The sequence below is a fragment of the Acetobacter fabarum genome (genome assembly GCF_022483405.1).
Classification (GTDB): domain Bacteria; phylum Pseudomonadota; class Alphaproteobacteria; order Acetobacterales; family Acetobacteraceae; genus Acetobacter; species Acetobacter fabarum.
This window is the reverse complement of the sequence record NZ_JAKVNI010000001.1, coordinates 255,165-280,124: the sequence shown is the minus strand read 5'-3', so window position 1 is coordinate 280,124 and position 24,960 is coordinate 255,165. Positions and strand designations below refer to the sequence as shown.

Genomic DNA, 24,960 nt, shown 5'->3' with positions numbered 1-24,960 from the left:
CTAGCGCCCACGGCGGCCACCGATCTGCGCGTGCATGTGACGGCTTTGGGCCGCCGCCTGCGGAGAAAAACTGGCATCTCCGAGTTGGTGAATCCGCAAGGCGGCCCTTTGTGGCAACTTGACCGTCAGTTGAAGTTCTCCTCCCACTGCCTCAACATATCTACGAAGTGTGGAGAGATACATGTCAGTCTGTTGCTCAAGTTGAGAAACCGAAGGTTGCTTGATATTGAGAGCGGAAGCGATCTCCGCTTGTGCCTTGCCAGCGATCTGCCGCAACTCGCGCAGGCCTTCCACTGTTTGGTTCATATCCTGAGAGCAGGCGTCGATGACTGTCTGTTCTTTGAGAGGACGTGCAGTGATAATGTTGTTTAGACTACGGTCCATCTCATCTGCCTTTTTTGCGGGAATTAGACTTTCATGCCGCCCATTCCATATAGGTTAGAACCTATACTCAGGCAATGGTGAGAGTGCGCGGGGCGATGGACGACGCTGTGATCGCGCGCCGACAGATCTCGGCATACGCGTCAAGGTCATCGACCACATGGCGTACAGATCTCCCAAATTTTTGGAAGAACAAACTGCCACCCAGCGTGCAATAACATTCGTGGGGGAAAGCCCGATGATGGTCATCATGGGCTGAAAGTTAGGCAAACTCGATTCTGCGCTTGCGATTGTTTAGCGGTCTGACTGTCCGGTTTCTCAAGTTTCCATCCGAAACCGGACAGTCCGCTTCCCCCCCATTCCAGCCACACACCGCTCCTCTTCACGTCGGATAACACGGGATAAAGGCCAATACCGCAGTGTGCCATACGCCAGTTTGCCTATAGTTTGTGCATTGAAGGGCCAGATATCTGACCTCATCAGCCATCATCGGGGTGTCGTGCAATGACCCGAATGTAGGCTACAGCGAAGTCAGGGGCCATCGCCCGTGCCTGTTCCCAGTCTCGTAACATGTTGACAGGAACGCGGAGACAACTGGCTAATTCGACTTGAGACAGACCGAGATCGTTACGGTTTTTACGGATCAACCGCGCCCTTTGCCTTCGATGGATACCGCACGGTCTTCGGAATCCGCCGGGTCGGCAGGCAGAGTGATATAATCTTTCTTCACCGTTGTTGCTTCTTCTCACGGAAATAAAACGGGGAGATTATCATGCCAGATAATGACACTGATGTCCGCAATGATGGAGGCGTTTTATTCGCTGGTCATGACTGCGGTAGTCGTGGAATTTGGCACAAGTTTTTTGCTGTTTGCAAAGACAAGGTTGGCAGTGTGTATTGGCGGGCTGGATAGTCGATTTTTGTGCTTGGCTTAATCAGCCATCCAATCCTCGGAACGTAGACCATTTACCCGGGTAAACTCACGAAGGTTTCCGGTTACTATAACAAGACCTCTGCTTCGTGCATGTCCAGCAATCATCAGATCATAGGGGCCGATCACGCACCCACGATGCTCCAGATCAGCTCTAATTTCTGCTGTATGAGCTGCAGCATCGTCATCAAAAGGCAAAACTGAGAGACGGGCCGCAAAATGTTCCACCTCACGCCGGGTTTTTGCCGGATTCTGGGACTTTTCCGCACCATATAAAAGTTCGTAAAGCACAACATCTGAGATGCAGAGTGCTTCCGCAGTTTCGTTAAAACGTTCCCGTAAGCCTTGTGGACGATCACGCAGCACTCGGATGCAAAAATTCGTATCCAGAAGATAGCGAAGCATCAGAAGCTTTCTCGCATCTGCAGAGCGGGCTGGTTACGCTGAGGCAGATCGATACCCGGTGCAGCAAAAAAATCATCCCACGCAGCATCAGCGGGTGCAATGATACGGCGTGCACCGTCTGGAATAATCACAACTTCCTTAAGGTTGCCATCGAAGGCAACAGCTTTAGGCAGGCGGACGGCTTGAGAGCGGTTCGAAAGGAAGAGAGTTGTACGGGTGAACATCGTGCACTCCATGAGGGATATATCCATAGTATATACAAATCGATGCGATTCAGCCAACACAATTCATCTCATCTGAGGTTGGTAAGTCTTTCAAATCTATCTCAATGGCTAATTAACCCGCATGGCTGTGCTTACTCGAGCTTCGTATTGAGGTTATAAATGGCTTTCTGTCGTCGGGTTTGTTGCCATTCGAGTGTAAACGCGTCTTGCAGTTCAGCAGCAGTTGGCACTTTCGGGCTGGAATTGCTCAAAGTGGGTTTGTCGCGTTCTGATTTGCGCCAGTTCTTTGGTAGTAAAATAGATAAATATCGTGGTTTTATATTAACCGTCTTACGGTGAGACTCTGTATCTGGCGCGCAGATTTCTGCGGGTTTAGCCAGTTCATAGACGTTAGACCCCTGCCTTGATGCTAGGCCGCCCCGCCACGGTAGGAGTAACCTGACCTTAATTTTTCGGAACAGGCCGAGCCGTTCAAGAACTGGTAGCAAGCGGGCTACACTTGCCCGCCCTACACCTGATTTTTCCGCCAACTTCGACAAGCTGACTTTGATATAGCGTGCCCCGTCACGTCGAAGTGTCCAGATCATGGCGTCTGCTAACGTTACCGCTTTTGCCGTGATTCTGCCTGCTTGATGCCAACGCGCAACCTGTCGGGCTAGGCGACCAGCATCAGCCGTAGATAATCTCCCACGGTTCATTTGTTTTGCGTGTTGAAGATCAGCTTCCGAACAACCGTCGATCAATTCACGTGCATCAGCTTGATCGTTATGCACTCGCGCATTGGTCTTAGATAAGAGATGATCCGTGACAACAAAGTCTGTTTCTGGTACGTTGCTCGCACGCATAGCACGATTTTTCCTTAATCGTGCGTGCCGTATTTGAGCGTGTTTGACTATCTAAGCCTTTGATTTCTTTGGAGTCCGTCAGTCTTGACATGGTAGGGGTCACAGGTTCAATCCCTGTTGCGCCCACCATTCCTGAGCCGCAGTATTCTGCGGTTTAAACCATGTCTCCCGCTGAAATTTTCTTTTCGTTTAAATCTGTTTTGAACCACCATTGCCGATGGTTCCAGACTAGAATTTGTGGAAAATCCGTGGAGCATTTCAGGTTTCATTTTCAACCCTGTGACAGAGTTCCATTTTCGGAAATAGAATGTTCACGGTACGAACTTAATGCGAGAATTGTTTATCCTCCTTCCTATGGAGATAAAAGAACGGAAATACAGAAGGTTATAGAATGCCGTTCTGGGGTCGGGGAAATATTCCCAACAGTAAATATTGGACCGCTTCAATTTGTTCTGGGTAGAGGGAATATAGTTCGCTCGATATTCCTTTATTTTTCCGGGTTGAAAAAAGAGGATTTTGTCTATCAGGCGGATTGTGGGGATGCTCTTCTGGTATCACTCGCATTGCAGGATGCAGAGATACTTCAGGAGGATTTGTATTTTAACGAGCAGGTTGCGGTTAAGATTGATAGAGATGATTGTGTTGTCTTTGTCGAGTTCGAAGACAATTTAAATATCTATCAAACATTTTCTTTGTCAGATAATTTGATAGTGCATGCAGATAAAGACAATAAGCTGGTATCTATGGTTTTTCGTAATGTCCGTTGGGTCGATATGGAAACTGAACCGGCAGTACCGCAGCAGAGCTGCGGCATTATCCGGCGTTTTTTATCTGTCCTAACCCGGTATGTGCGAAAGTTATTTTGAACCTCTGTTCTGTAGAATTAAATTTGTCAAAACAGGCATTTTGTCGTTTCAGTCTTTTACGGTTTTTCTTCCCGGCGAATAATCCGGCGTGAGACACTCAATGCAGCACCCAGAAGGGCAAACCCTGCGGCCAGTTCAAGGCAATGTACCGCGCCACTACTGCTTTGGGAAAAACCGAAGATCAGGGCGACCAGAGCAGAGCCCAGTGCCCAGCCCAGTGTGCGGGCAACGGCCATCATCCCGCTGGCTGCACCACTGCGGGTTGCCGGGCCCGAGGTCATGACTGTCAGATTATTGGGTGTCTGGTAAAAGCCAAACCCAATGCCACAAAGCGCCATTCGCCAGCATATGTCCCAAAAGGCAGGTTGCGCTGGCATCAGGCTCAGGGTTACCAGCCCTGCTGCCAGAAGTGCCAGCCCCATACTGCTTAAAACCGAAGCTGGATGCCGGGTGGCCAGTCGGCCTGCAAAAGGGGCGGCAATGGCAACAAGCACAGGCCAGGGCGTGACAAGCAGACCAGTGGTTACGGCGGAAAGGTGCATAACTGTCTGGAACAGGAATGGCAGTGCAACATACGCCAGAATCTGCGCGGCATAAGCGCAGATAGATGTCAGGATTGAAAGCGAGAACAGCGGAATAGCCAGCAGGTCCAGTGGCAGCATAGGCGTTTGCAGCTTTTTCTGCTGGCTATACAGTGTAATGGCGCAAAGCAAACCGGTCCCGATCTCAAGCGCTGCCAGCCCGGTTTCCTTCTGCCCCAGCGCATCAACGCCAAGAATACCTAACCCCAGAGCACCTATGTTGAGCAGTGTGCCCACCCAGTCGAACGAGAACGGGGTGCGGGGGCTGGCTGGGGCTGCCCGTAAAAAAAGAGCGACTGCCATTATGCCAATCGGCACGTTGATCAGGAACAGCCACGGCCAGGGAGCAACAGCCAGCACCATTGCGGCCAGCGTAGGCCCAACAGCGGCAGAAATGGCAACGGCTAACGCAATAATGGCAAAAGCCTGATGCAGCATGGCTCTGGGGTACACACTGCGCACAAGTGCGCCGCTTAGTGCGGCCATACAGGCTGTTCCTAATCCCTGCACGACACGCGCTGTAATAAGTGCGCCCAGCGAACCCGCAAGGGCGCAGGCAAGGGATGCCGCTGTAAACAGAGCGATCCCGAACCCGTAAACCCGCTTCAGGCCCAGTGAGTCCGCCAGAGCGGCAACGGGCAACAGGCTGACTGCAACTGCCAGATGATAGACATTGACGACCCAGACCGTCTGCGCCTCGCTACAATGCAGGTCATGGGCGATGGTGGGGAGTGCGATATTGGCAATCGCTCCATCCAGCCCGCCCAGAACAATGCCAAGCACGACGCAAAGCATGACCAGACGGCGCTGTGTGTCGGAAACGGGCTGTGAGGTCATAAAAAATTCGGTGTCCTGATCCGGGGTGGGAATATACCTTGGTCTGGTGCTTTATTGATTTTAGGTGAAATGGAAAAGCTATTTAAAATCCATGCGCTATCGTTGGTATAGTGTGTGCTGCATAATTGCGGGGTATTCTTGCCATCACATTTAAGCCTGACAATAAACCAGAATGAGGTGATGGATGATCATGAGAAGACTGTTGCTTATACTCTTATATGGCATGTTTTTTTTACCCGTCATTGCAAAAGCTGAAGACCATTTTCCAGATGATGTTGCCGGGTTTTTCCATGATGCAGATCTTTGTCAGTATCTGGCAGGGGAGTGGGATAATACTCTGCCTCGGACAAGAAAAAACGAATTATCGTATGCAGTGGAAAAGAACTGTTCAGATATATATAAAAGACAGAAGTATTTTGAGGAAAAATACGCACAGAATAAACTGGTTATGCAAAAGTTAAAATCTTATGAATTTTAACGTTGTGGTGGGTCTTTATATGGGAGTATTCATAGTGCTTTTGAGCACTCTTCCTTTGATTGTCTGCCCTAAGTGGCCATGATGGTTTTTCAGCATGCTCAAGGGGAAGAGATAATAGGGCGTTCAAGCCTGCGGTGTGCTGGTGGCTTAGCGGTATGACTCTGGGCGCTGGTAGAGTGGAGAGAAGGGGGGATGCCGGGGTGCACAAAGGCAATTATGACCGCTGTATGCGGCATAGCGCCATAATGTCCTGATCAAGTAATGATAATTTTTAGGAAAGTATGATAAAAAATCGTAAATCTGAGTTTCCGGTAAGTTCTGCTATACAGATTATGCGTAAAAAGCCCCCGAGTTTTTCTCTTTCAGGACAGATTCAACGGTTTTATCCACGAATTTTTCGTTGGCGTTAACACGGGCCTCTTTCAGGTCGCTTGCGTAAACTTCGCCGGAACCATTCGTTGCGACTTGAATATTGCTGCTAGCATTGTTGCTCTTTGCTTGCAGTATGGTGTCCCGGATATTGGTATGTGTTTGGTCCGTAAAGGAAACTGCATATCTGTACATTGTATAGGCCTCCCTCTCTCGACTTAATTATGAACGAATCTGTAGATTCGTGTAAAATAATTTTCCTTCTGTGAGCATGATATTGCGGGGGTCAATATAACAAATGCGTGAGCGGTGTGTGTTTTTAAGCACCTGCGCCCCCTAGGTTCTCGCCTGCGTTGCTGTCCGTGTTTTCACGTTTGCTACAGGCATGGGTGGCGCGCACAGATTCCGCTGTATGTTTTGCCCGGAATGGAGAAACATGATGCCAGCATTCAAACAGGGACCATGCGCAGGCAAAAGGGGCGATCGTGGGGAATACCGAACCAAGTGACTGGGCAACAGATGCCCATCTGGCTGTGCGGGTTGTGGCCATGCGCAGGGATACAAATGCCGCGGGTGATATTTTTGGTGGCTGGGTTGCCGCACAGATGGACCTTGCCGCCAGCACTGCGGCGGAAGGGTTTGCGGGCTGCAAATGCGTAACCGTGGCTATTAATGGTATGGTTTTTCATCATCCCATGGCCGTGGGGGATGAGCTGAATGTGTACACGCGCATCGTCAAGGTGGGGCGTACATCCATTACCATCTGCGCAGAATCCGTGCGGCGCATCCGGCGGACCAATATCCGGCAGAAGGTCACATCCGGGAACTTTGTGTTTGTTGCCGTGGATGATGCCGGGCGACCGCAGACCCTGGATAAGGAATGGCCTATGGCGGAGCAGAAGGCGCAGGCAGAAAACTGACGGCTCTTTTTCACCACAGATTCGGACTTACAGGTTGGCAATAACCTTAAGGCCCACCAGAGCCGCATCGGGAATGTGTGATGTTTCCCCCGGCCGGATCATGTATTCAAATTCTGGCTGGACGGTCACGCCGGGCATGGCGTCAATGGCGTAATACGCCTCAATCACATGGGAGTCCGTCTGCGGCCCCCGGACCTGCGCACCAAGCGACATGCCTGCATCCAGTGCGTACATCTGCCCAAGCCGCTTGCGGTCGCTCACATGGTACCATGAATACAGGATACCCAGCCTGTCCGTCAGGCGGGTGGGAATAAGTCCGTTAAAGGAGAGGCCGCCATAGGCCTCGTCCGAAATGGTTGAAACATGGGGGGTGTTATGGATGTACCCCGCCATCAGGTAGCCGCCTGCCATCTGGTTGCGGCCCCCCATCCGGTAGATCATCTGGTCGCCTTCAAACCAGAAAATATCCATGGGTGCACTGCGTTCGCGGCCGGGCTGGCTTAACAGGCTGGCAGGTTTGTTGCCCAGTTGGTCAGCGTAGCGCGATGTATCGTGGGCATAACCAAAAACATAGTGGCCGGGCAGGCGGTTGCGGGTCAGGAAGGGCTGCCAGGTAAATTCTATGGGCAGCATCATGCCTGTTGTCTCCTCACTCCCCCAGGACCACCCGCTGGGATTTCCGTTGAGGGGGGAGACCTGATACGCCCCGAGTTGCACCATGGTGTCCCGCGTGGGGCGGAAGCGCACACGCGCCCCCCATGTGGCCTTGGGGTAAACGGAAAAACCGGGGTCCAGCTTTAGCGCCACGGGAGCCGAACAGGTGACCATGAAGGAACAGATCAGTGGAGATGTCGCAAAAACATGGGTGAGCGACATGCGGCCAAAGGTTATGTCCATACGGTTGTTGAGAAACTGCTTTTCGGCGTACAAATCAACCAGATGCGCCACCACATGCCCGGAAAGGCCATAAACCTCCATGAGGTTAACATAATATTCGCCCGCCATATCGTGCGAGACTTCGCGGCCTGCGCGGTTCATGAGCAGCGTATGCACTGACCAGCCTTCCAGCCCGGCCATTTTGCCCAGATCAAAATTCATCTGCAATGTCAGCTCATGCACGTAGTCCATGCCCCGTTTGATGCCGCCATTGATATTGCCCATGGCCTCCCCTTTGTAGGTAAAGGAAAAAGCAAACCCCTTCTGCTGCAAGCGGGTCCGGAAAGGCATGATCTGGGGTACAAGGTGGCTGCTGCCAGCTGTGGGCACGTAGTAGGGGTCCTCCATGTCCGTGCGGCGCTGGGCGTCCACCTCGGAGGGTAAGAGCCATGATGGCCCTTCATGCAGGCTCAGGGGCTCAAGGGTCATGATATAGTGCGGCTTTTTGGCGCCGTAATCATTCACGCTGGGAATGTTCATGGTTGCAAGGCCCGGCCAGGGGGCCACAGGCACACCGCTGGGGGGCAGGGGGGAGTTGAGCGGGCGTTGCAGCACATGGGGGTCGGGCAGGAGGGATTGCTCATCGCTCTGGCGCATGGCGTGCTCAACCAGTTCCGCGGAGTTGGCAGGGGCGGGGGGAGGTGTTTGCGCCTGTGCGGACGTGGCGTGGCAAAAGGTCGCAAAGCCCCATGTGGCCAGAGCCAGCAGTCCTGATGGTTTTATGGTCATATGGTGTTTTTCTAATGTATTTTCATGCAAAGATTTTTTGGAAAAACACATTCAAAAAAATATGTTTTCCAATTTACTCTTGCCAGTTGCGTGGTGCGGAGCATACCGCGGCCAGTAATCCTTTTAAGGTTCTGGTGAAACTGGGCTTTGCGTAACATTATTTTTTTGAAAACTTATTATAAGATAACGTGATTTAAATAACGTCTCGGTGAGCGCTGCGGGTGTGGGCATAAAAAACGCCCCGGACCTGCATCCGGGGCGTTTCCTGAATGGAAAAATCAGGCTGTCTGTTATGAAACGTGCGGCTTGCGGGCATTGGCGGACGCAACGCGCTTGCCCCACTGGACCAGCATATCCGTGCAGTCCGTGCGTTCGATCTGGCATTCAATAATGGTTGGGCCACGGTGGTTGGCCTGTGCCTTTTTAATGGCTTCTGCCAGTTCTGCGCCGGTTGTAACCGTCATGCCAAGGCCATGGCCTTCGCCAGCGTTGAACACGTTCATCAGACCGGCGTAATCCCAGTTCTTGATGTAGTTGTAAGGGCCGTCGTGAATGGCAATTTCAATGACGTAGCCACGGTTGTTCACAAGGAAGATAATAACCGGCAGTTCGTAGCGCACCATCTGGGCGACTTCCTGCGCAGTGAGCTGGAAGGAGCCATCCCCCACCATAACAATGTGTTCGCGTTCCTGCGATCCCATGGCGTTGCCAAATGAGGAGGGCACGGACCAGCCAATATGGCCCCACTGCATTTCTGTTTCCACGCGGGCATGGCGTGGCAGATGCATGCGCATGGCGTTGAACCAGGAATCCCCCGTTTCCGCCACCAGCGTGGTTTTGGATGTGAGCATGCCGTTGATCTGACGGGTCATTTCGTCATTTGTCAGGCGTGCATCCGGGGCGGCGGGCGCAATTTTGGTGGGCGTGTATTGGGTGTCACGCGCGCTGGCGGGGCGATGGGGAGCTTTTTTGGCCAGAGCGGTCAGGAATTCACGCAGGGTAAAGCCTTCAAAGGTCTGCCCGCCAACGGTTACGCGGTTGGGGTCGGCCACCAGCACGTTCTCACCCTTGGGCCATGCGGTCCAGCCAACGGTGGAGTAGTCATTGAACACGGGGGCAATGCACAGCACGGCATCGGCTTTTTCCACCAGTTCCTGCGCACCGGGGGCAGAGACTTCGCCCCAGTACAGGCCACGGAAGCTGGCGTGATCTTCGGGGAACAGCCCTTTGGCTGCGGCCATAATGGTTACGGCGCAGCCAATGCGGTCTGCCAGTGCTTCTGTTTCGCTCAGTGCATGGGCAGAGCGGGCCTTGGTGCCAACGAGCATGACGGCCCGTTCGGATTTTTCCAGCAGGGCAACTGCGGCATCCACGGCGGCGTTCAGGCTTGTGGTGTCGGGGGTCAGTTCTGCCAGCAGGGACGTAACCGGGCCGGGGCGCGCACATTCCGCGGAGGAGACGTTGCAGGCGATCTCCAGATACGCCGGTTTACGCTCACGCAGCGCGGTGCGGATGACATGGTCGATCTTGGCCGGAGCGGAGGCAGCGTCTGTAATGCTTTCGGCCGCGCAGGTTACGTGGCGCACCATTTCAAGCTGGTAGCCGTAATCCGTATTGCCCAGCGTGTGGTGCAGCACGTGGCCACTGCCGTAGTCATTGCTGTTGGGGGAGCCGGAGATCAGGATAACGGGCAGGTTTTCCGCATAGGCACCGCCAATGGCGTTCATGGCGGAAATGGCACCAACGCTAAAGGTTACCACGGCTGCGGCAGCCCCGTGCGCGCGGGCGTAGCCTTCTGCGCTAAAGCCACAGTTCAGTTCGTTACAGCAGTAGATCTGCTGCATGTCCTTGTTGAGCAGGAGCTGGTCGAGCAGGACCAGATTGTAATCCCCGGCGACCGCAAAATGATGTTTCAGGCCAATCTGAGCCAGACGGTCGGCCAGATACATTCCAACTGTATAGGTCATGGTAGATGCAAATTCCTTAAAAAATGGTCCTGCGCGCAGGGGTGTTGCATCATTTAAACGCGCGATGCCGTGGGAATGTCCAATATATGAAGCTGTTATAACCCATATGTTTCCAGTATGGCTTGGGGGCAATATGGAGGCATTTTAACGTGGGAGTATGCAAGTAAGTCTGATAATTCAAAGGTTTGCAAAACATGTAAGGACCACAGCAGGGCAGAGCATGGGAATGAGCGGGCTTTACGCACCGCGCGAGGTGCTCTGTGTCTCACCTCAACGTGATACAGGGTGGATTTATACAGTATAATTCGTATGAAAAACCGGGTCATATTCTTGTGCGTGGCAAGTCGTGATTTGTAAAATACGGAATTATTATTGACAGCATCCAAGGTCATGGAACACAGACCACCGTCTTTGCTCAGGAACGGCAGGGTGTGGGCAGCTCAAGGCGGCGCTAGCTGGCCTGCAGCCATGTGGTTCTTTGGGAACTTAGGGAATTGGGAGAATAAGGAATGGATGAACCATTCAAAACTGAGCGCCGGATAACAGGGGCCGATATATACCGGGTTCTCTTTGCATTGCTGAGTGCAGGGGTGGGGCTTGTTCTGGCTTATGGTGGCGGGCAATTGCTGGTCCTTGGTGGCTCGGCGTACTACCTGCTGGCGGGGCTGGCTTATGTGGGGCTGGCGGCCCTGTTTTTCCTGCGTAAGGGCAGTGCGCTGCCGGCCTCCATTGCCGTGTTTGCGGCAACCTGCCTGTGGGCTTTTTACGATGCCCCGCAGATTGGCTACTGGGAGCTGCTGCCCCGTCTGGTTGTGCCCGCCATACTGCTGACCCTTGGCCTGTGGCTTGCAGCCCTTTTCCCCACCGTTCGGGCGGATGCGCGGCGGTGGAGTGCATGGGGCGGTCTGGCCGTTATGGCGGGTTTGGTGGGTACGCTGGTTCTGGCGTTTTTCCCGCATGGAACACTGAGCAACCCTGATGCTCTGAGTGATGCCGCCAAGGTGGTGCAGGCTGGTGCGCCAGATGCCCCGCAGGACTGGGAGTTCTATGGCCGGAGCGCTGGCGGCACACGCTTTGCGCCGTATAGCCAGATTACCCCCGCCAATGTGAACCAGCTTAAGGTTGCGTGGGTGTACCGCACCGGCCGTCGCATAAGCGGGGGGGCTTTTGGCACGGATGAGAACACGCCCCAGCAGATCGGGAACGTGCTGTATTCCTGCACGCCAGAAAACCTGATTACCGCCATAGATGCCGATACAGGGCAGAAAATCTGGAAGTTTAACCCCAATGCCGTCACGGCCGAGCATGTAAGCTGCCGCGGCGTTGGGTATTATGACATGGATGCAGATACCAGCCTGACGCAGGAGCAGAAGGCCAGCTACACCGCACCAGACTGCCGCCAGCGTATTCTGGTATCCTCCATTGATGCACGCCTGTTTGCGCTGGATGCCCATAGCGGTGCAGTGTGTGCGGGCTTTGGCAATGCAGGGTTTGTGGACCTTAAAAAACAGATGGGTCCAACCGAAAACAGCAAACGCTATCACCCTACAGCCGCCCCCGTGGTTATGGGGCATCTGGCGGTTGTTGGCGGCTGGGTGCGTGACATCATGCCCGGCGAACCCTCAGGCGTTGTGCGGGCGTTTGATGTGCGTGATGGCTCCCTTGCCTGGGCGTGGGATGTGGGGAACCCCGATAACACGCAGGCTCCCGCCCCCGATCAGACCTACACGCTATCCACCCCCAATGTCTGGACGGTGCCGACATACGACAAGGAACTCAACCTTGTTTACCTGCCAACCGGCAACGGCCCCCCTGATTACTGGGGTGGGGACCGGAATGCTGCTAATGGCCGCTTCGGGGCTGCGGTTGTGGCCGTGGATGCCGCTACAGGGAAAACCCGCTGGGTCTCGCAACTGATACACCATGATGTGTGGGATTATGACCTGCCCTCACAGCCGGTGCTGTATGATGTGACCAATGCACAGGGGGAGAAAATCCCCTCCCTGATCCAGACGACCAAGACCGGGCATATTTTTGTGCTCGACCGGCGCACAGGCAAGCCTGTGACCGAAGTGGTGGAAACACCGGTTGCCACAGCTCCCGCGGCGCAGGGCGAACACCTTTCCCCCACCCAGCCGTTTTCTGTTGGCATGCCCACCATTGGTGCGGACCCGCTGAGCGAGAGCGCTATGTGGGGGGTGAGCACGTTTGACCAGCTTTATTGCCGGATCATGTTCAAAAGTTCGGTTTATACCGGGCCGTTTACCCCACCGGGCGAAAAACCGTACATCGAATGGCCCAGCCTGCTGGGTGGCATGAACTGGGGCGGTATCTCGGTGGATGAAAACAGCGGGCTCATGTTTGTGAATGACATGCGCATGCCGCTGCGGATGTCCTTGGTTACGCGGGAAAATGCCCGCAAGTTCAAGGTCTCCACAGACGAGGTGCCGGGGTTCATGGGCACTATCCGCCCTCAACTGGCCGGACCGTATGGCGGGGTTAAAATTGACGTTCTGCAGTCCCCGCTGGCTGTGCCGTGCAACACGCCGCCTTTTGGCACCATGACAGCCATAGACCTGCACACCAAAAAAATTGTCTGGCAGGTGCCTATGGGTACGGTGGAAGACCTTGGGCCGCTGGGCATTAAAACCCATCTGCCGGTGCCAATTGGCATGCCTACGCTGGGTGGGCCTACCTCTACTGCCTCTGGTCTGGTCTTTTTTGCCGGAACACAGGACTACTACCTGCGTGCCCTGAACTCCCGGACCGGGCAGGAAGTGTGGAAGCAGCGCCTGCCGGTAGGGGCTGTGGCCGCCCCCCTTATTTACCGCTCCCCTAAAACCGGGCGGGAATATGTGGTTATTTCCGCAGGTGGGGCCAGTCACTCACCAGATGTAGGGGATTATATTATCGCCTACGCCCTGCCAGAAGGTGCAGGTGCCGCAACGCACTAACAACTGTATGTGTTAGGCAGTAAGGGGCCTGTCCGGTTTATCATAAGCCGGACAGGCCCCTTTTTTTATGCTCTCCACGCCGGGGCAGGCGCGTGGTTATGGCAGCAGTTCTTCCACCACACTGGCCGGGCGGCAGGCTTTTGCCCCTTTGGGTGTTACCACAACAGGGCGGTTGAGCAGGGTGGGGTGCTGGGCAATGGCATCCAGAATCTGGGCGTCTGTGACTTCGGGTTTGTCCAGACCAAGCTCTGCACAGAGTTTTTCTTTTGTACGCAAAAGGTCGCGCGCTCCAAGTGTATCCTGGCGTGCAATCTCTTCAAGCTGGTCACGGCTCAGGGGTGTTTTAAGGTAAAGCACCACCTCGGGTTCTATGCCCGCATTGCGCACAAGTTCCAGCACGGAGCGGGACGTGCCGCAGGACGGATTGTGGTAAACTGTTACAGTCATGTTACATGCCTCTTTTACAAAGGCGTGATTGTTGCATGTTCTGCAAGGCTGGCAAGGGCCGACCCAGCCCGGAGCAGGCCAGCAGGGAACGCAGGGTAGGGCAGGGGGACTGCGTGCGTACATTAACCGGCTGGTGGCAAAAACCGTTCTCTGTCAGCAAAAATGTGTGGGCAGGGGTGTCTTTGGCATCCATGAACATTCCGCAGGTGCTGGGCTATGCGCGTATTGCGGGCATGCCTACGGTTACCGGGTTGTACACGGTGCTGTTCCCGCTGGTGGCGTTTGCGCTTTTTGGCTCATCCCGCCATCTGGTAGTTGCCGCAGATTCCGCCACAGCAGCCATTTTTTCCAGCGCCCTGTCGGAAATGGAGCCGGTGGGTAGTGCTGCCTATATCCATCTGGTCAGCGCTGTTGCCTTGCTTAATGCAGGGTTTTTGCTGGCGGCCCGCCTGTGCAGGCTAGGGTTTTTAGCAGATTTTCTGTCCCGCACCGTTTTGGTGGGGTTTCTGGCCGGCGTAGGTGTGCAGGTCAGCATGAGCATGCTGTATGACATGGTGGGGCTGGATGTCAGCTCGCATAATACCGTGGCCCAGTTTGTGGGGCTTGTGCAGGCGAGTGCGCACATGCACCTGCTCTCGGTCGGTATTTCCTGCGTGGCCTGTGTGATCTTGCTGTGTGGTACACGCTTTTTGCCCGGTCGGCCTGTGGCATTGGTGGTGGTGCTGGGGGCGCTGGGCTTAAGCTGGCTGTTGGGGCTGGCGCAGTATGGCGTAACGGTTCTGGGGCCTATGCAGGGTGGCTTGCCGCACTTTGCGGTTCCTGTGGTGTCCTGGCATCAGTTTTTGGCACTTCTGCCGGTTTCTGCATCATGCGTTTTTGTCATTATCGCGCAAAGTGCGGCAACATCGCACGCCTTTGCTTACAGGTTGCATGAAACTGTTGATGCCAATGCAGATATTGTTGGCCTGTGTGCCGCCAATGCAGCAGCCGGGCTAAGTGGCACCTTTACGGTTAATGGCAGCCCAACCCAGACCGCCATGGCCGTGCAGGCCGGGGGCACCAGCCAGAAGGCCCAACTTGTTTTTGCTGTCGTTACGTTATGTGTGCTGCTGTTTTTTACCGGACCACTCCAGTATCTGCCCCGCTGTATTCTGGGTTCGGTTGTGTTCTGTGTTGCCGTGGGCATGATTGATACCGTAGCCCTGAACCATATCCGGCAGGAAAGCCCCGGGGAGTTCCGGCTTGCGCTGGTGACCATGGCGACAGTGGTGAGCATTGGCGTGGAGCAGGGCATTTTTATTGCGATTGCCCTCTCCTTGTTCCGGCATGTGCGGCACAGCTACCGGCCCCATACCATGGTGCTCAAGCCGGACCCGGCAACACAGGCACTTGAGGCCGTTCCCGTAAGTGCAGGGGAGCAGACGGCGCCGGGGCTTGTGGTTTACCGGTTCTGTGCAGATCTGTTTTACGCAAACTGCTCGCTTTTTGCGGAAGATATTGACCTGCTCCTGGCCAGTGCGCCTGCGCCGGTGCGCTGCCTTGTTGTGGATTGCAGCGCGATTACAGATATTGATTATTCTGCCGCCAGTGTTGTGCGCGATGTGCTGTTCCGGCTGCACATGCAAGGTGTGCGGGTTATTTTTGGCCGGGTCGCTTCCTATGCACTGGCGGACATGGAGCGGCACCATATTGTCAGTGCTCTGGGGGAGGGGAATGTTTATGCCCAGCTTCATCAGGCCATGGCCAGTGCGGAGCAAACAGTGGCGGAGCAACCCCGGCCACAGGCCCAGCTCTAAGGCCGGTAGGTTGCGCTTTGCATCAGCTGCGGGTGCAGGCAGGCCGGTGCCGTCAGAATGGCTGGAAAGGAAGGGGCGATTCCACCCCTAGAACTGGCGGATGCTCTGCCAGATCATATAGGCGGCAACAACAAAGATCAGGCTGGCAAAAACTGTGGTCAGCCTGCCGGTAGAGCCTGCCAGCGCGCGTGATGCCTTGGTGCCAATGCTGCACCCAATGGCTCCACCCAGAATAAACAGCCCTGCCAGTTGCCAGTCCACATAACCGGAGAGCATGTAACTGATGGTGGTGCTAAACCCGAATGCCGCCACAGCCACCAGCGATGTGCCAACAGCATTAAGAATAGGCATGCTGGTGGAAGCCATAAGGCCCGGCACAATCAGAAAGCCGCCGCCAATACCAAAAAAGCCTGAAAGCAGGCCCGTGCCAAACCCGCAGCCCATGACCTTGGGCGCATTCTCCCTGTTACAGCTGGCACCCGGGCAGCCGGTATTATGGCGACCACGGATCATGAGCACGCCAACCCCGATCATGAGCAGGGCGAACAGGAGCAGCAGGTGCTTGCCATCCACAGCCTTGCCGAGGGACGCCCCCAAAAAGGCCCCGCCCACGCCGCAGAGGGCAAAAATACCTGCACACCGCCATTTTACGGTTTTGTTGCGCGCATGCTGGGCCAGTCCAACCAGCGCATTGATGGAAACAGACAGGGCACTGGTGCCAATGGCGACATGCGCGTTGGGCACCCCAACCAGATAGACCATAAGCGGCACGGCCAGAATGGACCCGCCCCCCCCGACCAGCCCAAGGGTGAACCCCACGGTTGCGCCAGAAGCAATTTCCAGCGCGATGTGTAGAAGGTGGGGTGTTAACATGGGTGCTCCGGGGTGTGCGTGGTCAGGGTGCTGGGGTGCTTACAGGCGGTTTACAGGGATTTTGATATAGCTAACCCCGTTATCTTCCGGCTCGGGCATGTGCCCCCCCCGAATATTGACCTGCACGGAGGGCATGATCAGGTTTGGCAGGTCCAGAGTGGCATCCCGCGTGGTGCGCATGGCCACAAAAGCTTCCTCGTCCACGCCATCATGCACATGAATGTTGTGTTCGCGTTCGGCCCCTACGGTTGTCTCCCACGCAAAGGTATCGCGTCCGGGGGCTTTGTAGTCATGGCACAAAAACAGGCGTGTCTGGGGGGGGAGGGTTAGCAGGCGGCGGATGGAGCGGTAGAGCATGCGGGCATCCCCACCGGGGAAGTCCGCCCGGGCGGTGCCGTAATCGGGCATGAACAGTGTGTCCCCGATAAAGGCGGCATCCCCGATAACAAAGGCCATGTCCGCCGGGGTGTGGCCGGGAACATGCAGGGCAATACAGTCCAGATTCCCCAGCTTGAACTGCTCTCCATCCTTGAACAGGTGGTTGAACTGGGAGCCATCGCGCGCAAATTCCGTGCCGGCGTTGAATATTTTCCCAAATACCTCCTGCACCCGCACAATATCCGCCCCGATGCCCAACTTGCCGCCAAGCTGCTCCTGCAACCACGGCGCGGCAGAAAGGTGGTCGGCGTGGGCGTGTGTTTCAAGCTGCCAGACCACGTTCAGGCCCTGCGCTTTAACATAATCCACAATCTGCTGGGCAGAGGTGTAATTGGTCCGGCCAGATGCGGCGTCATAATCCAGAACGCTGTCAATGACCGCAGCCTCCTTTGTTGCCGGGTCATGCACAACATGGCTTGCGGTAAAGGTGGCCGGGTCAAAAAAACTCTGCACCACAGGGCGTGTCTGTGGATGGCGGAGCATCATCAGAATCTGGGCCGTTGCTGTTGTGATGGCGGTGTCCGACATGGGAGACTCCAACTGTTTATAATTTACTGTAACAGTGTATATTTGGTTTCACTAAATATGAAACCATCTTGCGTCAAGATCAGGATTTCGCGTAAAGGAAACTGCCATGAACGATCGCATAGCAGATGCCCGCCCTTTGGTGCCCCTCTCCTCGTCCCTGAAGATCGGGGATGCCGCACCTGATTTTACGGCCCGCACCACGCAGGGGGATTTTACGCTCAGCAGTTTGCGTGGGCGGTGGGTTATTCTGTTTTCGCACCCAGCGGATTTTACGCCGGTCTGCACCAGCGAATTTATTGCCATGGCGCGGGCTGTTCCCCAGTTTGAGGCCATGGACTGCGCATTGGTCGGCCTGTCGGTGGATAGCCTGCCTGCCCATCTGGCATGGCTGGAAGCCATACGGGTGCGTTTTGGCGTCACTGTTTCCTTCCCTGTTATTGAAGACCCTTCGCTGGCCATTGCCCGTGCCTACGGTATGCTTGATCTGGATGCGCGCAATAGTGCGACCGTGCGCGCCGCGTATTTTATAGACCCCAACGGTATTGTGCGCGTGATCACATGGTACCCCCGCAACCGTTGGCCGCTCTGTGGCGGAAATGCTGCGGGTGCTGCGTGCCCTGCAACGGGTTGAGCGGGGGGATGTCATGACCCCCGAAGGCTGGACGCCGGGGGCGGATGTGGTGCTCCCCACAGGCCAGACACACGAAGATGTCATAGCTGCGGGGCCAGACTGGTTCATGAACATGAGCAAGGATACCGAGGCATGAGTGCTCTGGGGGTGGAAGAAGCCCGGCAGCTTGTGGAACGGATGAAGCTGTTTGCCCAGCCACAGCGGTTGATGATTCTGGATGCACTGCTGGAGCAGGGCTCCCTTGCCGTGGGGGAGCTGGAATCCTGCACCGGCATTGGTCAGCCTACGCTCAGCCAGCAACTCGGGGCTTTGCGGCGGGCAGAAATTGTGGTGCCAAGGCGCGAATCCCGCACAATCCATTACAGCCTTGCCAGTGAGGAGGAATCCCTGCGTGTGCGTGCCCTTATCGGGCTGCTTCGTGGGGACCGTGCTGCTCTACCTGCCCTGCGGGCCGTATCCGAACGGTATGCCGCGTCCCGCCGCACCACAGCCCAGCGGGAAGCGGAGGGAGGAGCACAGTTCGCCTTTATCCGCACACCAGATGCGCCGCGTTCGTAATACGGGCAGGGGATGAGCAGTTCTGGTGCGCTGGTGCGCTGTGGGTGGGCCGAATCCAATGCTCTGCTCCGCGCATATCATGACCAGGAATGGGGCCAACCCGTTACCGACAGCCGCGCTTTATGGGAGGCGCTGGTGCTGGAAACTTTTCAGGCCGGGTTGTCATGGAATACTGTTTTACAAAAGCGTGAGAATTTTCGGCGCACTTTTTGTGGGTTTGACCCGCACAGGGTTGCCGCGTTTACACAGGATGATCAGGCACGGCTTATGGGGGATGCAGGCATTATCCGCTCCCGCGCCAAAATTGCCGCGACTGTAGCCAATGCGCAGGCATGGCTTGCCATGCACGAACGGGGGGAGGATTTTGCCGCGTTTGCGTGGGGCATGGTGCGCGCGGCACAGGCCCATGAGCGCGGGAGCGGGCTGGAGCCACATTCCCCTTTATCCGTAACCGTTGCAAAAGCCCTTAAGCATAAAGGGTTCCGCTTTGTTGGCCCTACAACCGCGCAGGCATGGATGCAGGCGGTTGGTATGCTGGATGGGCACGAGGTCACGTGTTTTTGTTACCGGGCAGGTTCATCCACCCCCTGATCTGGCACATTGCCAATGGCGCCGGTTGCAAAGCCAAGGCTGGCAGCTGCAATAAGGGCGGCATAATACGCATCCGACTGGGCGAGCTGGGCATCCAGCAGCCCGCTTTGGGCGAGTGTTGCGGGTGTTATGGATCCAACTCCACTGCGGTAGGCTGTAAAGGCGGCGTCAAAACTGGTCTGGGCTGCGGCTTCCAGCTTGGTGGCGGCCCGGTAAGCGCTCAGCCCTGTGTGCAGGCCGTTTTCTGCCGCGACAATCTGCTTGGCGGAGTCGTCCAGCGTTTGCTCCAGAGTAACCTGTGTGCTGTCTGCCCGGTTCTGAACCTGCTTCAGCACGGCAGCACGCATCCCGCCATCAAAAATCGGGACCGAAATACCCCCCAGCACAAGGCTGCTGAAGTTGTTGGAGGACAGGTTAAGGGTTGGTGATGAATCCGACCCCGCACCGGGCACGGAGGAAAGTGCCAGATGCCCGGTTGTATAGGCCACGTTGCCGGTAACAAAAACTTTTGGCAAAAACTCGGCTTTTGCTGCCGTTACATTGCTGCGTGCCGCCTTGGCCGCGGCATAGGCGGCCAGTACATCCGGCCGTTGGGAAACGGCCGTGCGGATCATGTCATCCGTCATGCGCATGTCGTTAATGTTAAGTGGCCGCCCTGCCACGTCCTGCGTGCGTAGCTGGGTGGAGGGGGAAATACCCATGGAGGTCATGAGTTCCAGATACGTGTTTTCAATCCCGTTCTGGGCCTGAACCAGACGGAGTTCGGCCTGTGCGGTCATCTGCTGGGTCTGGGCGACATCCACAATCGTCCCTTGGCCCTGATGCAGGCGCGCCTCGGCTGCGGCCTGCACATTGCGGGCATTGCGCAGTGCCTGCTCTACCAACCCTGCACGGGCTACGGCTGCGGCATGCGTATAAAAGGCCAGTGTAACACCGTAAATGACCTTCTGGTGGGCAGCGGTAAACAGCACGTTGCTGGCGAGTTGTAATTGGGATGCGGCATCAATCATGGCTTCGCGCTTGCCAAAGTCAAACAGCAGCCATTCCATGTTCAGCGTTTGCACTTCACCATGCCCGTTATTCTGGGTGCGTGGAGTGTTGGTGTTGTTGATAATGTTGCCAGCCAGTCCGCCGTTTTCAACACTAAAGGAGTTATTGTTGTGCCGGGTACCATACCCCCCAACAATGGAGGCCGTAAGGTGGGGCACGTAGGTGGTGCGGGCAATGCCCACGGCCAATGCGGCATCGCGCGCGGCATTCCAGGCCCGGCGTGTGCTGGGGTTGTTGGACTGGGCAATATCAATGAGTTCGGGCAGCGTATAGATGTGCGAGGTGTTGATGTTGCTATCTGCCGGGCGGGGGGTAAGGGCATGGTTTGCGGGCAGTACGTAGCCGGGGGGGAGCATAAGCCCCCGGCGTCCAGCCTTGCCGGGCAGAAGCTCCCCATTGGCGGCAATGTTGGGCTGCCAGGGCATGTCTGGCCGGGCAGGAGCGCTCTCAAGCGCCTGTGTGGCACAGCCTGAAAGGCCAAGCAGAAGGCAGGGAAGGCCAAGCAGGACCGGGGGCGGGGCGCGGTGTGTCATGTCAGGGCCTGTTCCATGTCCTGTATGTGTTGCTGAACGGCCTGTTGCCGGGAGGGCAGTAGCCCATCCTCGGCTGCAATGGCGGCCTGCCGTGTTAACGTGGCGTAAATGGGCAAAAGCGGCATGCGTGCACGCATGTGTTGGGGCTCGGCTTCGGCCAGTTCCAGAGCACGCTCCGCGCTGGACAGGTCTTCCTGAACAGTGGCAGCCAGCCGGGTATGTTCGGCGGGATCGGGGGTGGTGATCTGTTTTTTCAAGGCATCAAGCAAACTGCTAAAGCGCTGGGCAATGGGGCCGTATGCGCTGGAGGGCCAGAAAGTGACAAAAACGGCGTAGGTTATAAAATTGCCAAGCAGAATACCGATAATACGGTCGCGGGCCGTGGTCATATCTGTTGTGGGGCCGTAGCCTTTAAGGTCGCTCAGAAAAAAGGCAAGGCCAATCTGGAAGCCTGCATAGGCTATGCGCTCATCCCCATTTTTGACCCATGAGGCAAAAAGGGACACAACAAAAATCAACAGTAGAAAAGCCGCAATATTATAAAGATGGGGCATGACAAAAATAATGGAGGCAATGCCAATGGCTCCTCCAACCAGTGCCCCGCTAATACGCAGCCGCAGCTTTGTTGTCATTTCCCCCACGGTTGGCAGGGCAACAATAAAACAGGTGATGATACAGGTGTGGATGCCCGGCCAGCTGAGGATGATAAAGATAAAATAGCTGATCAGCACAGCCACCGTGCCTTTGACGGCAAAGCGCACGTGTTCGGGGTTGCTGAAGGCATCTGGGGTAAAAAAGCCCGATTTTGGCTCAGGCACGGGTGTGTTCTGTGCCGCGGGAAGGACCGGCTCAGTAAAACCATGCAGCACATTGGCCAGTTGGGCCAGTGCGGGCGCATGGTCTGGTGCGTTGAGGCGAGGAATATCCTGCGGGTAGCCATTATGCGAAAAAATTTCCGCCATATCGCGCAGGGTTTGTGAAAATTCCAGAGTGTCTGGCTGTTCTTCCCCATCCCGGAAGGCCGTGTGGGCCAACGCAAGGGCCGCAACACTGGAGTAGGCGGACTGCTCCAGATGGGCAAGCGGGTCCTTGTGCAGAATCTTCTCCAGCTTTGCCATTTTTAGCAGTTTGAGCATGCCGCTGGCTCCCTGGCGCAATGTGGCGCGGGCGTAGTCCAGCTGGTAGCTGTCTGGCTGTTCGAGCAAAGTGGCGCATAGGCGCAGGCGTGCGGCAATTTCACGCATCATCAGCGTTGCGGGGGAGGGGCATATGAGCGGGCCGCACACAATCATCACCGCGCCGGGAACCAGAATGAACAGGTCGGCATAAAGCAGGGCGCGGGTTGCAATTTCCCCAATCGGGACCTGGTCGGCAACAACCAGGGCAAAGACAACAATCAGACCCAGAAGATAGGCAACAGGCTTGAGCTTGCTGGCTGATCCCAGAAAAAAGAAGCAGAAGGACAGCAGCATGATCGCCACGACCTGACCAAACGGATGGTCCAGTGTCAGGTGGATCAGCACAAAAAGCAGTGCCAGAATGGCCACGATCAGAAGGTTGACCGCAACACCTGCCAGCATGTTGGTCGTGCGGTCTTTTTGCCAGATAGCCATGGTGCACAGGGCAGGCACGGCCACATCGGGGATCTGCCAGATCTCACCAATCAGCACGACCATGGTGCAGGCGGCGGCCATGCGCAGGCTGTGGCCGCCACGGCCCGGCAGGGGCGCGCGGATCAGCCACCATATCCGGGCCAGAGTGCTTTTGCCTGTGTCAGTCGCAGGCGGCGCCATGGCGTATTTCCACTGTGGCTGTGGCTCCAAGCCGCAGCTGTTGCGGGTTGGCCTGTTCCAGCCTGATCCGAACAGGAAAACGCTGGGCCACATGCACCCAGTCCATCTCCCGCGGGACAAAAGGCAAAGTGCGGCTCAAACCTGCGGAATCAGCGGAAAATACTCCCCAGCCAATGCTTTCCACATGGCCGCGTATGGGGGTGTTCCTGTTAATCATGGAGTAAACCGTGGCGCAGTCGCCCGGGTGAATGGCATGGAGCGTGCCTTCGCGCATGTTGGCGGTAACAAACCAACCGTCATTGGCGATGAGCGTAAACAGAACCTGCGAGGGAATAAGCACTTACCCCGGAATAACCCGCAGGCTGGTCACATAACCATCTGCAGGGGCCGTAACGGTGGTCTGGCGCAGGGCGTACCGGGCTTGGGCCAGAGTAGCCTCGGCTACTTGCCGGGCAGCAATGGAGCTGTTCAGGTCCCCAACAGCAACCTGTGCTGCTGTGGCCTGCAGGTGGCTCTGGTCCAGAGTAATGCCCGAATCATGCAGGGCAACCTGAGCCTGATCATATTGCTGCCACGGAATATAGGATTTGCTGGCCAGTGGGCGCAGGCGCTCCACGGTGCGGGCGGCAAGGTCATGGTTGGTTTTGGCCCGCGCGGCCTGATTTTTGGCAATGTCGGCATTGGCAGCTTCCACGGCAACCAGACGCTGCTGCTGCTCTACCCCTGCCTGTGTTAGCGCCAGCCCGGCTGTGGCCTGCTGCACCGCCAGATTATAGGGTTCGGGGTCCAGCTGATAAAGCACATCCCCTTTCTTGACCGACTGGTTGACATGCACATTCAAAGCCTGCAACCGCCCACCAACAGTGGAGGCAATATGCACCAGCTCGGCATCTACCGTTCCGCTATCGGTGGAAGGGTAGGATTCATCCTGCCCCAGAACGTAGTAGCCAAGCGCAGAGGCCGCCGCAATGCAGAGCACAGCTACAGCAAGGCCAATAGGGTTGCGGTTGGAAAGGGATATTTTTTTCATGCGTTACGGCCCAAATGCCAAAAGCCAGAACAGCAGGCCCGTTATGGTGCCAAGCGAGACATAGGTGAACAGCCGCAGGCGGAGCAGGGCGTCAATATCCGTGGCAAGGAACAGCACGCGCAAACCCACTGCCACCAGAATGCCCAGCAGGCCGCAGAGCATCCAGCTGGGGAAGTAGGCCCCAGCCAGTGGAAAAGACGGGGCGCCCGCAACCTTACAGCCCGCCAGAGGCAGAAGCAGAACAGGTATGGCGCGCTGGAGGGGACGGTAGCGCATGGTTGTGGCATTAGGACGTGAACATGCTTTTACTGTCAAGAAAATGCAGTCATTATTGGTATTTATGTGCCATTTTTCGGATAAGATATAATTGTTAACATTACACTAACCCACACCAACACCGTAGAGGCAAAGTAATGACTCAGAATGTCATACAGCAGCGCGTGGAGCTTGCACGCAAGGGGGCCTACCCCAAGGTTATCGGCCGTATGGCATCCGGCTGGCTGGTGGTGGCCGATACGCAGCCGGTGGAAGGATACTGCATTTTGCTGGCAGACCCTGCCGTGCCCAGTGTGAATGACCTGCAAGGCCAGCAACGGCTGGACTACCTGCAGGATGTTGTGCGGGTGGGGGATGCGTTGCTTGAGGTGACAGGGGCTGCGCGCATTAATTACGAAACATGGTGTAATCAGGCGCCATCGCTGCATACCCATATTGTGCCGCGCTATGTAACGGAACCGCAGGCCCAGCGATTACTGCCTTTATGCGTGGCGTATAATATTGCGCAGGCGCGGGAGTTCAATCTGGCAGAAGATGCAGCATTCATGCAAAAAATGCGCAATGTTTTGGGGATTGGTCCCGTAAAGGAGAACACCGTGTCTGGCGGATTGACATTATATGGCATTAAAAACTGCGATACCGTGCGCAAAGCCCGCAACTGGCTGGAAGAGCATGACGTTGCGTATATCTTCCATGACTACAAACTGGCCGGTGTTACCGCGCAACAGCTGGAAGCATGGGCCGCACAGGTAGGGTGGGAAAAACTGCTGAACAAAGCCGGCACAACGTTCAGAAAACTGCCTGATGCCGATAAAGCTGATTTGACCGAAAAGCGGGCCATAGCCTTTATGGTCGCCCATCCAACACTGATCAAACGCCCGGTGCTTGAAACGCCGCAGGGTTTGCAGGTGGGCTTTAAGCCGGAGCTTTACGCTGCGGCGTTGGGTAAAAACTAAACAGGTAAAAGCAGGCTGTTGCCCGGCTCGTTATAAG

General features: G+C 55.8%; 22 protein-coding genes and 3 pseudogenes. 10 read left to right on the top strand and 15 right to left on the bottom strand.

Annotated elements, in window-relative coordinates:
- The 4 genes from LKE65_RS01400 to LKE65_RS01385 all read right to left on the bottom strand — a co-directional run bounded on the left by LKE65_RS01400 (window position 1) and on the right by LKE65_RS01385 (window position 2,786).
- Entirely contained in the window at window positions 1-384 is a 384-nt protein-coding gene (locus LKE65_RS01400; protein WP_278740156.1) for an XRE family transcriptional regulator, read from the bottom strand.
- Between the two features lie 928 nt (window positions 385-1,312).
- On the bottom strand, window positions 1,313-1,717 hold the full coding sequence (vapC, locus tag LKE65_RS01395) for a type II toxin-antitoxin system tRNA(fMet)-specific endonuclease VapC (protein WP_278740155.1): 405 nt from the start codon (window positions 1,715-1,717) through the stop codon (window positions 1,313-1,315).
- Window positions 1,717-1,941, bottom strand: a complete 225-nt coding sequence (vapB, locus tag LKE65_RS01390; protein ID WP_278740154.1) for a type II toxin-antitoxin system VapB family antitoxin — start codon at window positions 1,939-1,941, stop codon at window positions 1,717-1,719. Before vapB ends, vapC begins: the two co-directional genes overlap by 1 nt.
- 131 nt (window positions 1,942-2,072) lie before the next feature.
- Window positions 2,073-2,786, bottom strand: a complete 714-nt coding sequence (locus LKE65_RS01385) for a hypothetical protein (RefSeq protein WP_278740153.1) — start codon at window positions 2,784-2,786, stop codon at window positions 2,073-2,075.
- A gap of 161 nt (window positions 2,787-2,947) precedes the next feature.
- On the opposite strand from LKE65_RS01385, the gene LKE65_RS01380 reads away from it, so the two are divergent.
- On the top strand, window positions 2,948-3,652 hold the full coding sequence (locus tag LKE65_RS01380; protein WP_278740152.1) for a hypothetical protein: 705 nt from the start codon (window positions 2,948-2,950) through the stop codon (window positions 3,650-3,652).
- 56 nt (window positions 3,653-3,708) lie between these two features.
- Here LKE65_RS01380 and LKE65_RS01375 read toward each other — a convergent pair whose 3' ends face one another.
- Window positions 3,709-5,070, bottom strand: coding sequence for an MFS transporter (locus tag LKE65_RS01375; RefSeq protein ID WP_278740150.1), 1,362 nt, complete (start codon window positions 5,068-5,070; stop codon window positions 3,709-3,711).
- Between the two features lie 190 nt (window positions 5,071-5,260).
- Between LKE65_RS01375 and LKE65_RS01370 the strand changes: the two genes are divergently transcribed.
- Window positions 5,261-5,548, top strand: coding sequence for a hypothetical protein (locus tag LKE65_RS01370; RefSeq protein ID WP_278740149.1), 288 nt, complete (start codon window positions 5,261-5,263; stop codon window positions 5,546-5,548).
- 330 nt (window positions 5,549-5,878) lie between these two features.
- On the opposite strand, the gene LKE65_RS01365 is transcribed toward LKE65_RS01370, so the two are convergent.
- Window positions 5,879-6,112 (bottom strand): hypothetical protein, encoded by a 234-nt coding sequence (locus tag LKE65_RS01365; protein ID WP_086646279.1) that lies wholly within the window; start codon window positions 6,110-6,112, stop codon window positions 5,879-5,881.
- A 353-nt stretch (window positions 6,113-6,465) separates the two neighbouring features.
- Here LKE65_RS01365 and LKE65_RS01360 point away from each other — a divergent pair, with 353 nt between their 5' ends.
- A complete protein-coding gene (locus LKE65_RS01360) occupies window positions 6,466-6,837 on the top strand; it encodes an acyl-CoA thioesterase (protein WP_278741725.1) in 372 nt (123 codons plus the stop codon).
- 27 nt (window positions 6,838-6,864) lie between these two features.
- On the opposite strand, the gene LKE65_RS01355 is transcribed toward LKE65_RS01360, so the two are convergent.
- Complete coding sequence (locus LKE65_RS01355; protein ID WP_278740147.1) at window positions 6,865-8,502, bottom strand: carbohydrate porin; 1,638 nt, start codon at window positions 8,500-8,502, stop codon at window positions 6,865-6,867.
- Between the two features lie 290 nt (window positions 8,503-8,792).
- Window positions 8,793-10,469: an alpha-keto acid decarboxylase family protein gene (locus LKE65_RS01350; protein WP_278740144.1), complete on the bottom strand. Its 1,677-nt coding sequence runs from the start codon at window positions 10,467-10,469 to the stop codon at window positions 8,793-8,795.
- A gap of 509 nt (window positions 10,470-10,978) precedes the next feature.
- Here LKE65_RS01350 and LKE65_RS01345 point away from each other — a divergent pair.
- The gene (locus LKE65_RS01345; protein ID WP_278740143.1) at window positions 10,979-13,423 is read left to right on the top strand and encodes a membrane-bound PQQ-dependent dehydrogenase, glucose/quinate/shikimate family; all 2,445 of its coding nucleotides are present in this window, start codon (window positions 10,979-10,981) and stop codon (window positions 13,421-13,423) included.
- A 96-nt stretch (window positions 13,424-13,519) separates the two neighbouring features.
- On the opposite strand, the gene arsC is transcribed toward LKE65_RS01345, so the two are convergent.
- On the bottom strand, window positions 13,520-13,870 hold the full coding sequence (arsC, locus tag LKE65_RS01340; protein WP_086646276.1) for an arsenate reductase (glutaredoxin): 351 nt from the start codon (window positions 13,868-13,870) through the stop codon (window positions 13,520-13,522).
- A 191-nt stretch (window positions 13,871-14,061) separates the two neighbouring features.
- Between arsC and LKE65_RS01335 the strand changes: the two genes are divergently transcribed.
- Window positions 14,062-15,666 (top strand): SulP family inorganic anion transporter, encoded by a 1,605-nt coding sequence (locus tag LKE65_RS01335; RefSeq protein ID WP_278741724.1) that lies wholly within the window; start codon window positions 14,062-14,064, stop codon window positions 15,664-15,666.
- An 87-nt stretch (window positions 15,667-15,753) separates the two neighbouring features.
- On the opposite strand, the gene LKE65_RS01330 is transcribed toward LKE65_RS01335, so the two are convergent.
- A complete protein-coding gene (locus LKE65_RS01330; RefSeq protein ID WP_086646274.1) occupies window positions 15,754-16,539 on the bottom strand; it encodes a sulfite exporter TauE/SafE family protein in 786 nt (261 codons plus the stop codon).
- Between the two features lie 39 nt (window positions 16,540-16,578).
- A complete protein-coding gene (locus tag LKE65_RS01325) occupies window positions 16,579-17,505 on the bottom strand; it encodes an MBL fold metallo-hydrolase (protein ID WP_086646273.1) in 927 nt (308 codons plus the stop codon).
- 106 nt (window positions 17,506-17,611) lie between these two features.
- Between LKE65_RS01325 and LKE65_RS01320 the strand changes: the two are divergent.
- The 3 genes and pseudogenes from LKE65_RS01320 (at window position 17,612) to LKE65_RS01310 (ending at window position 19,285) form a co-directional block, all read left to right on the top strand.
- Window positions 17,612-18,272: pseudogene (locus LKE65_RS01320) on the top strand (peroxiredoxin).
- Window positions 18,269-18,694, top strand: a complete 426-nt coding sequence (locus LKE65_RS01315; RefSeq protein ID WP_086646271.1) for an ArsR/SmtB family transcription factor — start codon at window positions 18,269-18,271, stop codon at window positions 18,692-18,694. Before LKE65_RS01320 ends, LKE65_RS01315 begins: the two are co-directional and overlap by 4 nt.
- Before the next feature lie 12 nt (window positions 18,695-18,706).
- The gene (locus LKE65_RS01310; protein ID WP_278740141.1) at window positions 18,707-19,285 is read left to right on the top strand and encodes a DNA-3-methyladenine glycosylase I; all 579 of its coding nucleotides are present in this window, start codon (window positions 18,707-18,709) and stop codon (window positions 19,283-19,285) included.
- Here LKE65_RS01310 and LKE65_RS01305 read toward each other — a convergent pair.
- The 4 genes and pseudogenes from LKE65_RS01305 to LKE65_RS01290 form a co-directional block, all read right to left on the bottom strand.
- Complete coding sequence (locus LKE65_RS01305) at window positions 19,258-20,868, bottom strand: TolC family protein (RefSeq protein ID WP_278740140.1); 1,611 nt, start codon at window positions 20,866-20,868, stop codon at window positions 19,258-19,260. The genes LKE65_RS01310 and LKE65_RS01305 overlap by 28 nt on opposite strands.
- Window positions 20,865-22,661 (bottom strand): FUSC family protein, encoded by a 1,797-nt coding sequence (locus LKE65_RS01300; RefSeq protein ID WP_278740139.1) that lies wholly within the window; start codon window positions 22,659-22,661, stop codon window positions 20,865-20,867. The genes LKE65_RS01305 and LKE65_RS01300 overlap by 4 nt, the downstream gene beginning before the upstream one ends.
- Window positions 22,642-23,691: pseudogene (gene mdtN, locus LKE65_RS01295) on the bottom strand (multidrug transporter subunit MdtN). Before mdtN ends, LKE65_RS01300 begins: the two are co-directional and overlap by 20 nt.
- 3 nt (window positions 23,692-23,694) lie before the next feature.
- Window positions 23,695-23,967 carry a YtcA family lipoprotein gene (locus LKE65_RS01290; RefSeq protein WP_086646266.1) on the bottom strand — a complete coding sequence of 91 codons (273 nt, stop codon included), beginning with the start codon at window positions 23,965-23,967 and terminating at the stop codon, window positions 23,695-23,697.
- Window positions 23,968-24,104: 137 nt separating this feature from the next.
- Between LKE65_RS01290 and LKE65_RS13480 the strand changes: the two are divergent.
- Both LKE65_RS13480 and LKE65_RS01285 read left to right on the top strand, forming a co-directional pair.
- Window positions 24,105-24,548: pseudogene (locus LKE65_RS13480) on the top strand (HIT family protein); the annotation flags it as partial.
- A gap of 15 nt (window positions 24,549-24,563) precedes the next feature.
- Window positions 24,564-24,923 carry an ArsC family reductase gene (locus LKE65_RS01285; RefSeq protein WP_278741723.1) on the top strand — a complete coding sequence of 120 codons (360 nt, stop codon included), beginning with the start codon at window positions 24,564-24,566 and terminating at the stop codon, window positions 24,921-24,923.
- Window positions 24,924-24,960: the final 37 nt, after the last annotated feature.

Excerpts from the sequence above, each read along its gene's own strand:
- LKE65_RS01380 (WP_278740152.1), top strand. The coding sequence starts at position 2,948 with ATGTCTCCCGCTGAAATTTTCTTTTCGTTTAAATCTGTTTTGAACCAC.
- vapC (WP_278740155.1), bottom strand. The coding sequence starts at position 1,717 with ATGCTTCGCTATCTTCTGGATACGAATTTTTGCATCCGAGTGCTGCGT.
- LKE65_RS01385 (WP_278740153.1), bottom strand. The coding sequence starts at position 2,786 with ATGCGTGCGAGCAACGTACCAGAAACAGACTTTGTTGTCACGGATCAT.
- LKE65_RS01365 (WP_086646279.1), bottom strand. The coding sequence starts at position 6,112 with ATGTACAGATATGCAGTTTCCTTTACGGACCAAACACATACCAATATC.
- LKE65_RS01335 (WP_278741724.1), top strand. The coding sequence starts at position 14,062 with ATGAACATTCCGCAGGTGCTGGGCTATGCGCGTATTGCGGGCATGCCT.
- LKE65_RS01310 (WP_278740141.1), top strand. The coding sequence starts at position 18,707 with ATGAGCAGTTCTGGTGCGCTGGTGCGCTGTGGGTGGGCCGAATCCAAT.
- LKE65_RS01375 (WP_278740150.1), bottom strand. The coding sequence starts at position 5,070 with ATGACCTCACAGCCCGTTTCCGACACACAGCGCCGTCTGGTCATGCTT.
- vapB (WP_278740154.1), bottom strand. The coding sequence starts at position 1,941 with ATGTTCACCCGTACAACTCTCTTCCTTTCGAACCGCTCTCAAGCCGTC.
- LKE65_RS01350 (WP_278740144.1), bottom strand. The coding sequence starts at position 10,469 with ATGACCTATACAGTTGGAATGTATCTGGCCGACCGTCTGGCTCAGATT.
- arsC (WP_086646276.1), bottom strand. The coding sequence starts at position 13,870 with ATGACTGTAACAGTTTACCACAATCCGTCCTGCGGCACGTCCCGCTCC.
- LKE65_RS01330 (WP_086646274.1), bottom strand. The coding sequence starts at position 16,539 with ATGTTAACACCCCACCTTCTACACATCGCGCTGGAAATTGCTTCTGGC.
- LKE65_RS01290 (WP_086646266.1), bottom strand. The coding sequence starts at position 23,967 with ATGCGCTACCGTCCCCTCCAGCGCGCCATACCTGTTCTGCTTCTGCCT.
- LKE65_RS01315 (WP_086646271.1), top strand. The coding sequence starts at position 18,269 with ATGAGTGCTCTGGGGGTGGAAGAAGCCCGGCAGCTTGTGGAACGGATG.
- LKE65_RS01305 (WP_278740140.1), bottom strand. The coding sequence starts at position 20,868 with ATGACACACCGCGCCCCGCCCCCGGTCCTGCTTGGCCTTCCCTGCCTT.
- LKE65_RS01400 (WP_278740156.1), bottom strand. The coding sequence starts at position 384 with ATGGACCGTAGTCTAAACAACATTATCACTGCACGTCCTCTCAAAGAA.
- LKE65_RS01325 (WP_086646273.1), bottom strand. The coding sequence starts at position 17,505 with ATGTCGGACACCGCCATCACAACAGCAACGGCCCAGATTCTGATGATG.
- LKE65_RS01300 (WP_278740139.1), bottom strand. The coding sequence starts at position 22,661 with ATGGCGCCGCCTGCGACTGACACAGGCAAAAGCACTCTGGCCCGGATA.
- LKE65_RS01360 (WP_278741725.1), top strand. The coding sequence starts at position 6,466 with ATGCGCAGGGATACAAATGCCGCGGGTGATATTTTTGGTGGCTGGGTT.
- LKE65_RS01345 (WP_278740143.1), top strand. The coding sequence starts at position 10,979 with ATGGATGAACCATTCAAAACTGAGCGCCGGATAACAGGGGCCGATATA.
- LKE65_RS01370 (WP_278740149.1), top strand. The coding sequence starts at position 5,261 with ATGAGAAGACTGTTGCTTATACTCTTATATGGCATGTTTTTTTTACCC.
- LKE65_RS01355 (WP_278740147.1), bottom strand. The coding sequence starts at position 8,502 with ATGACCATAAAACCATCAGGACTGCTGGCTCTGGCCACATGGGGCTTT.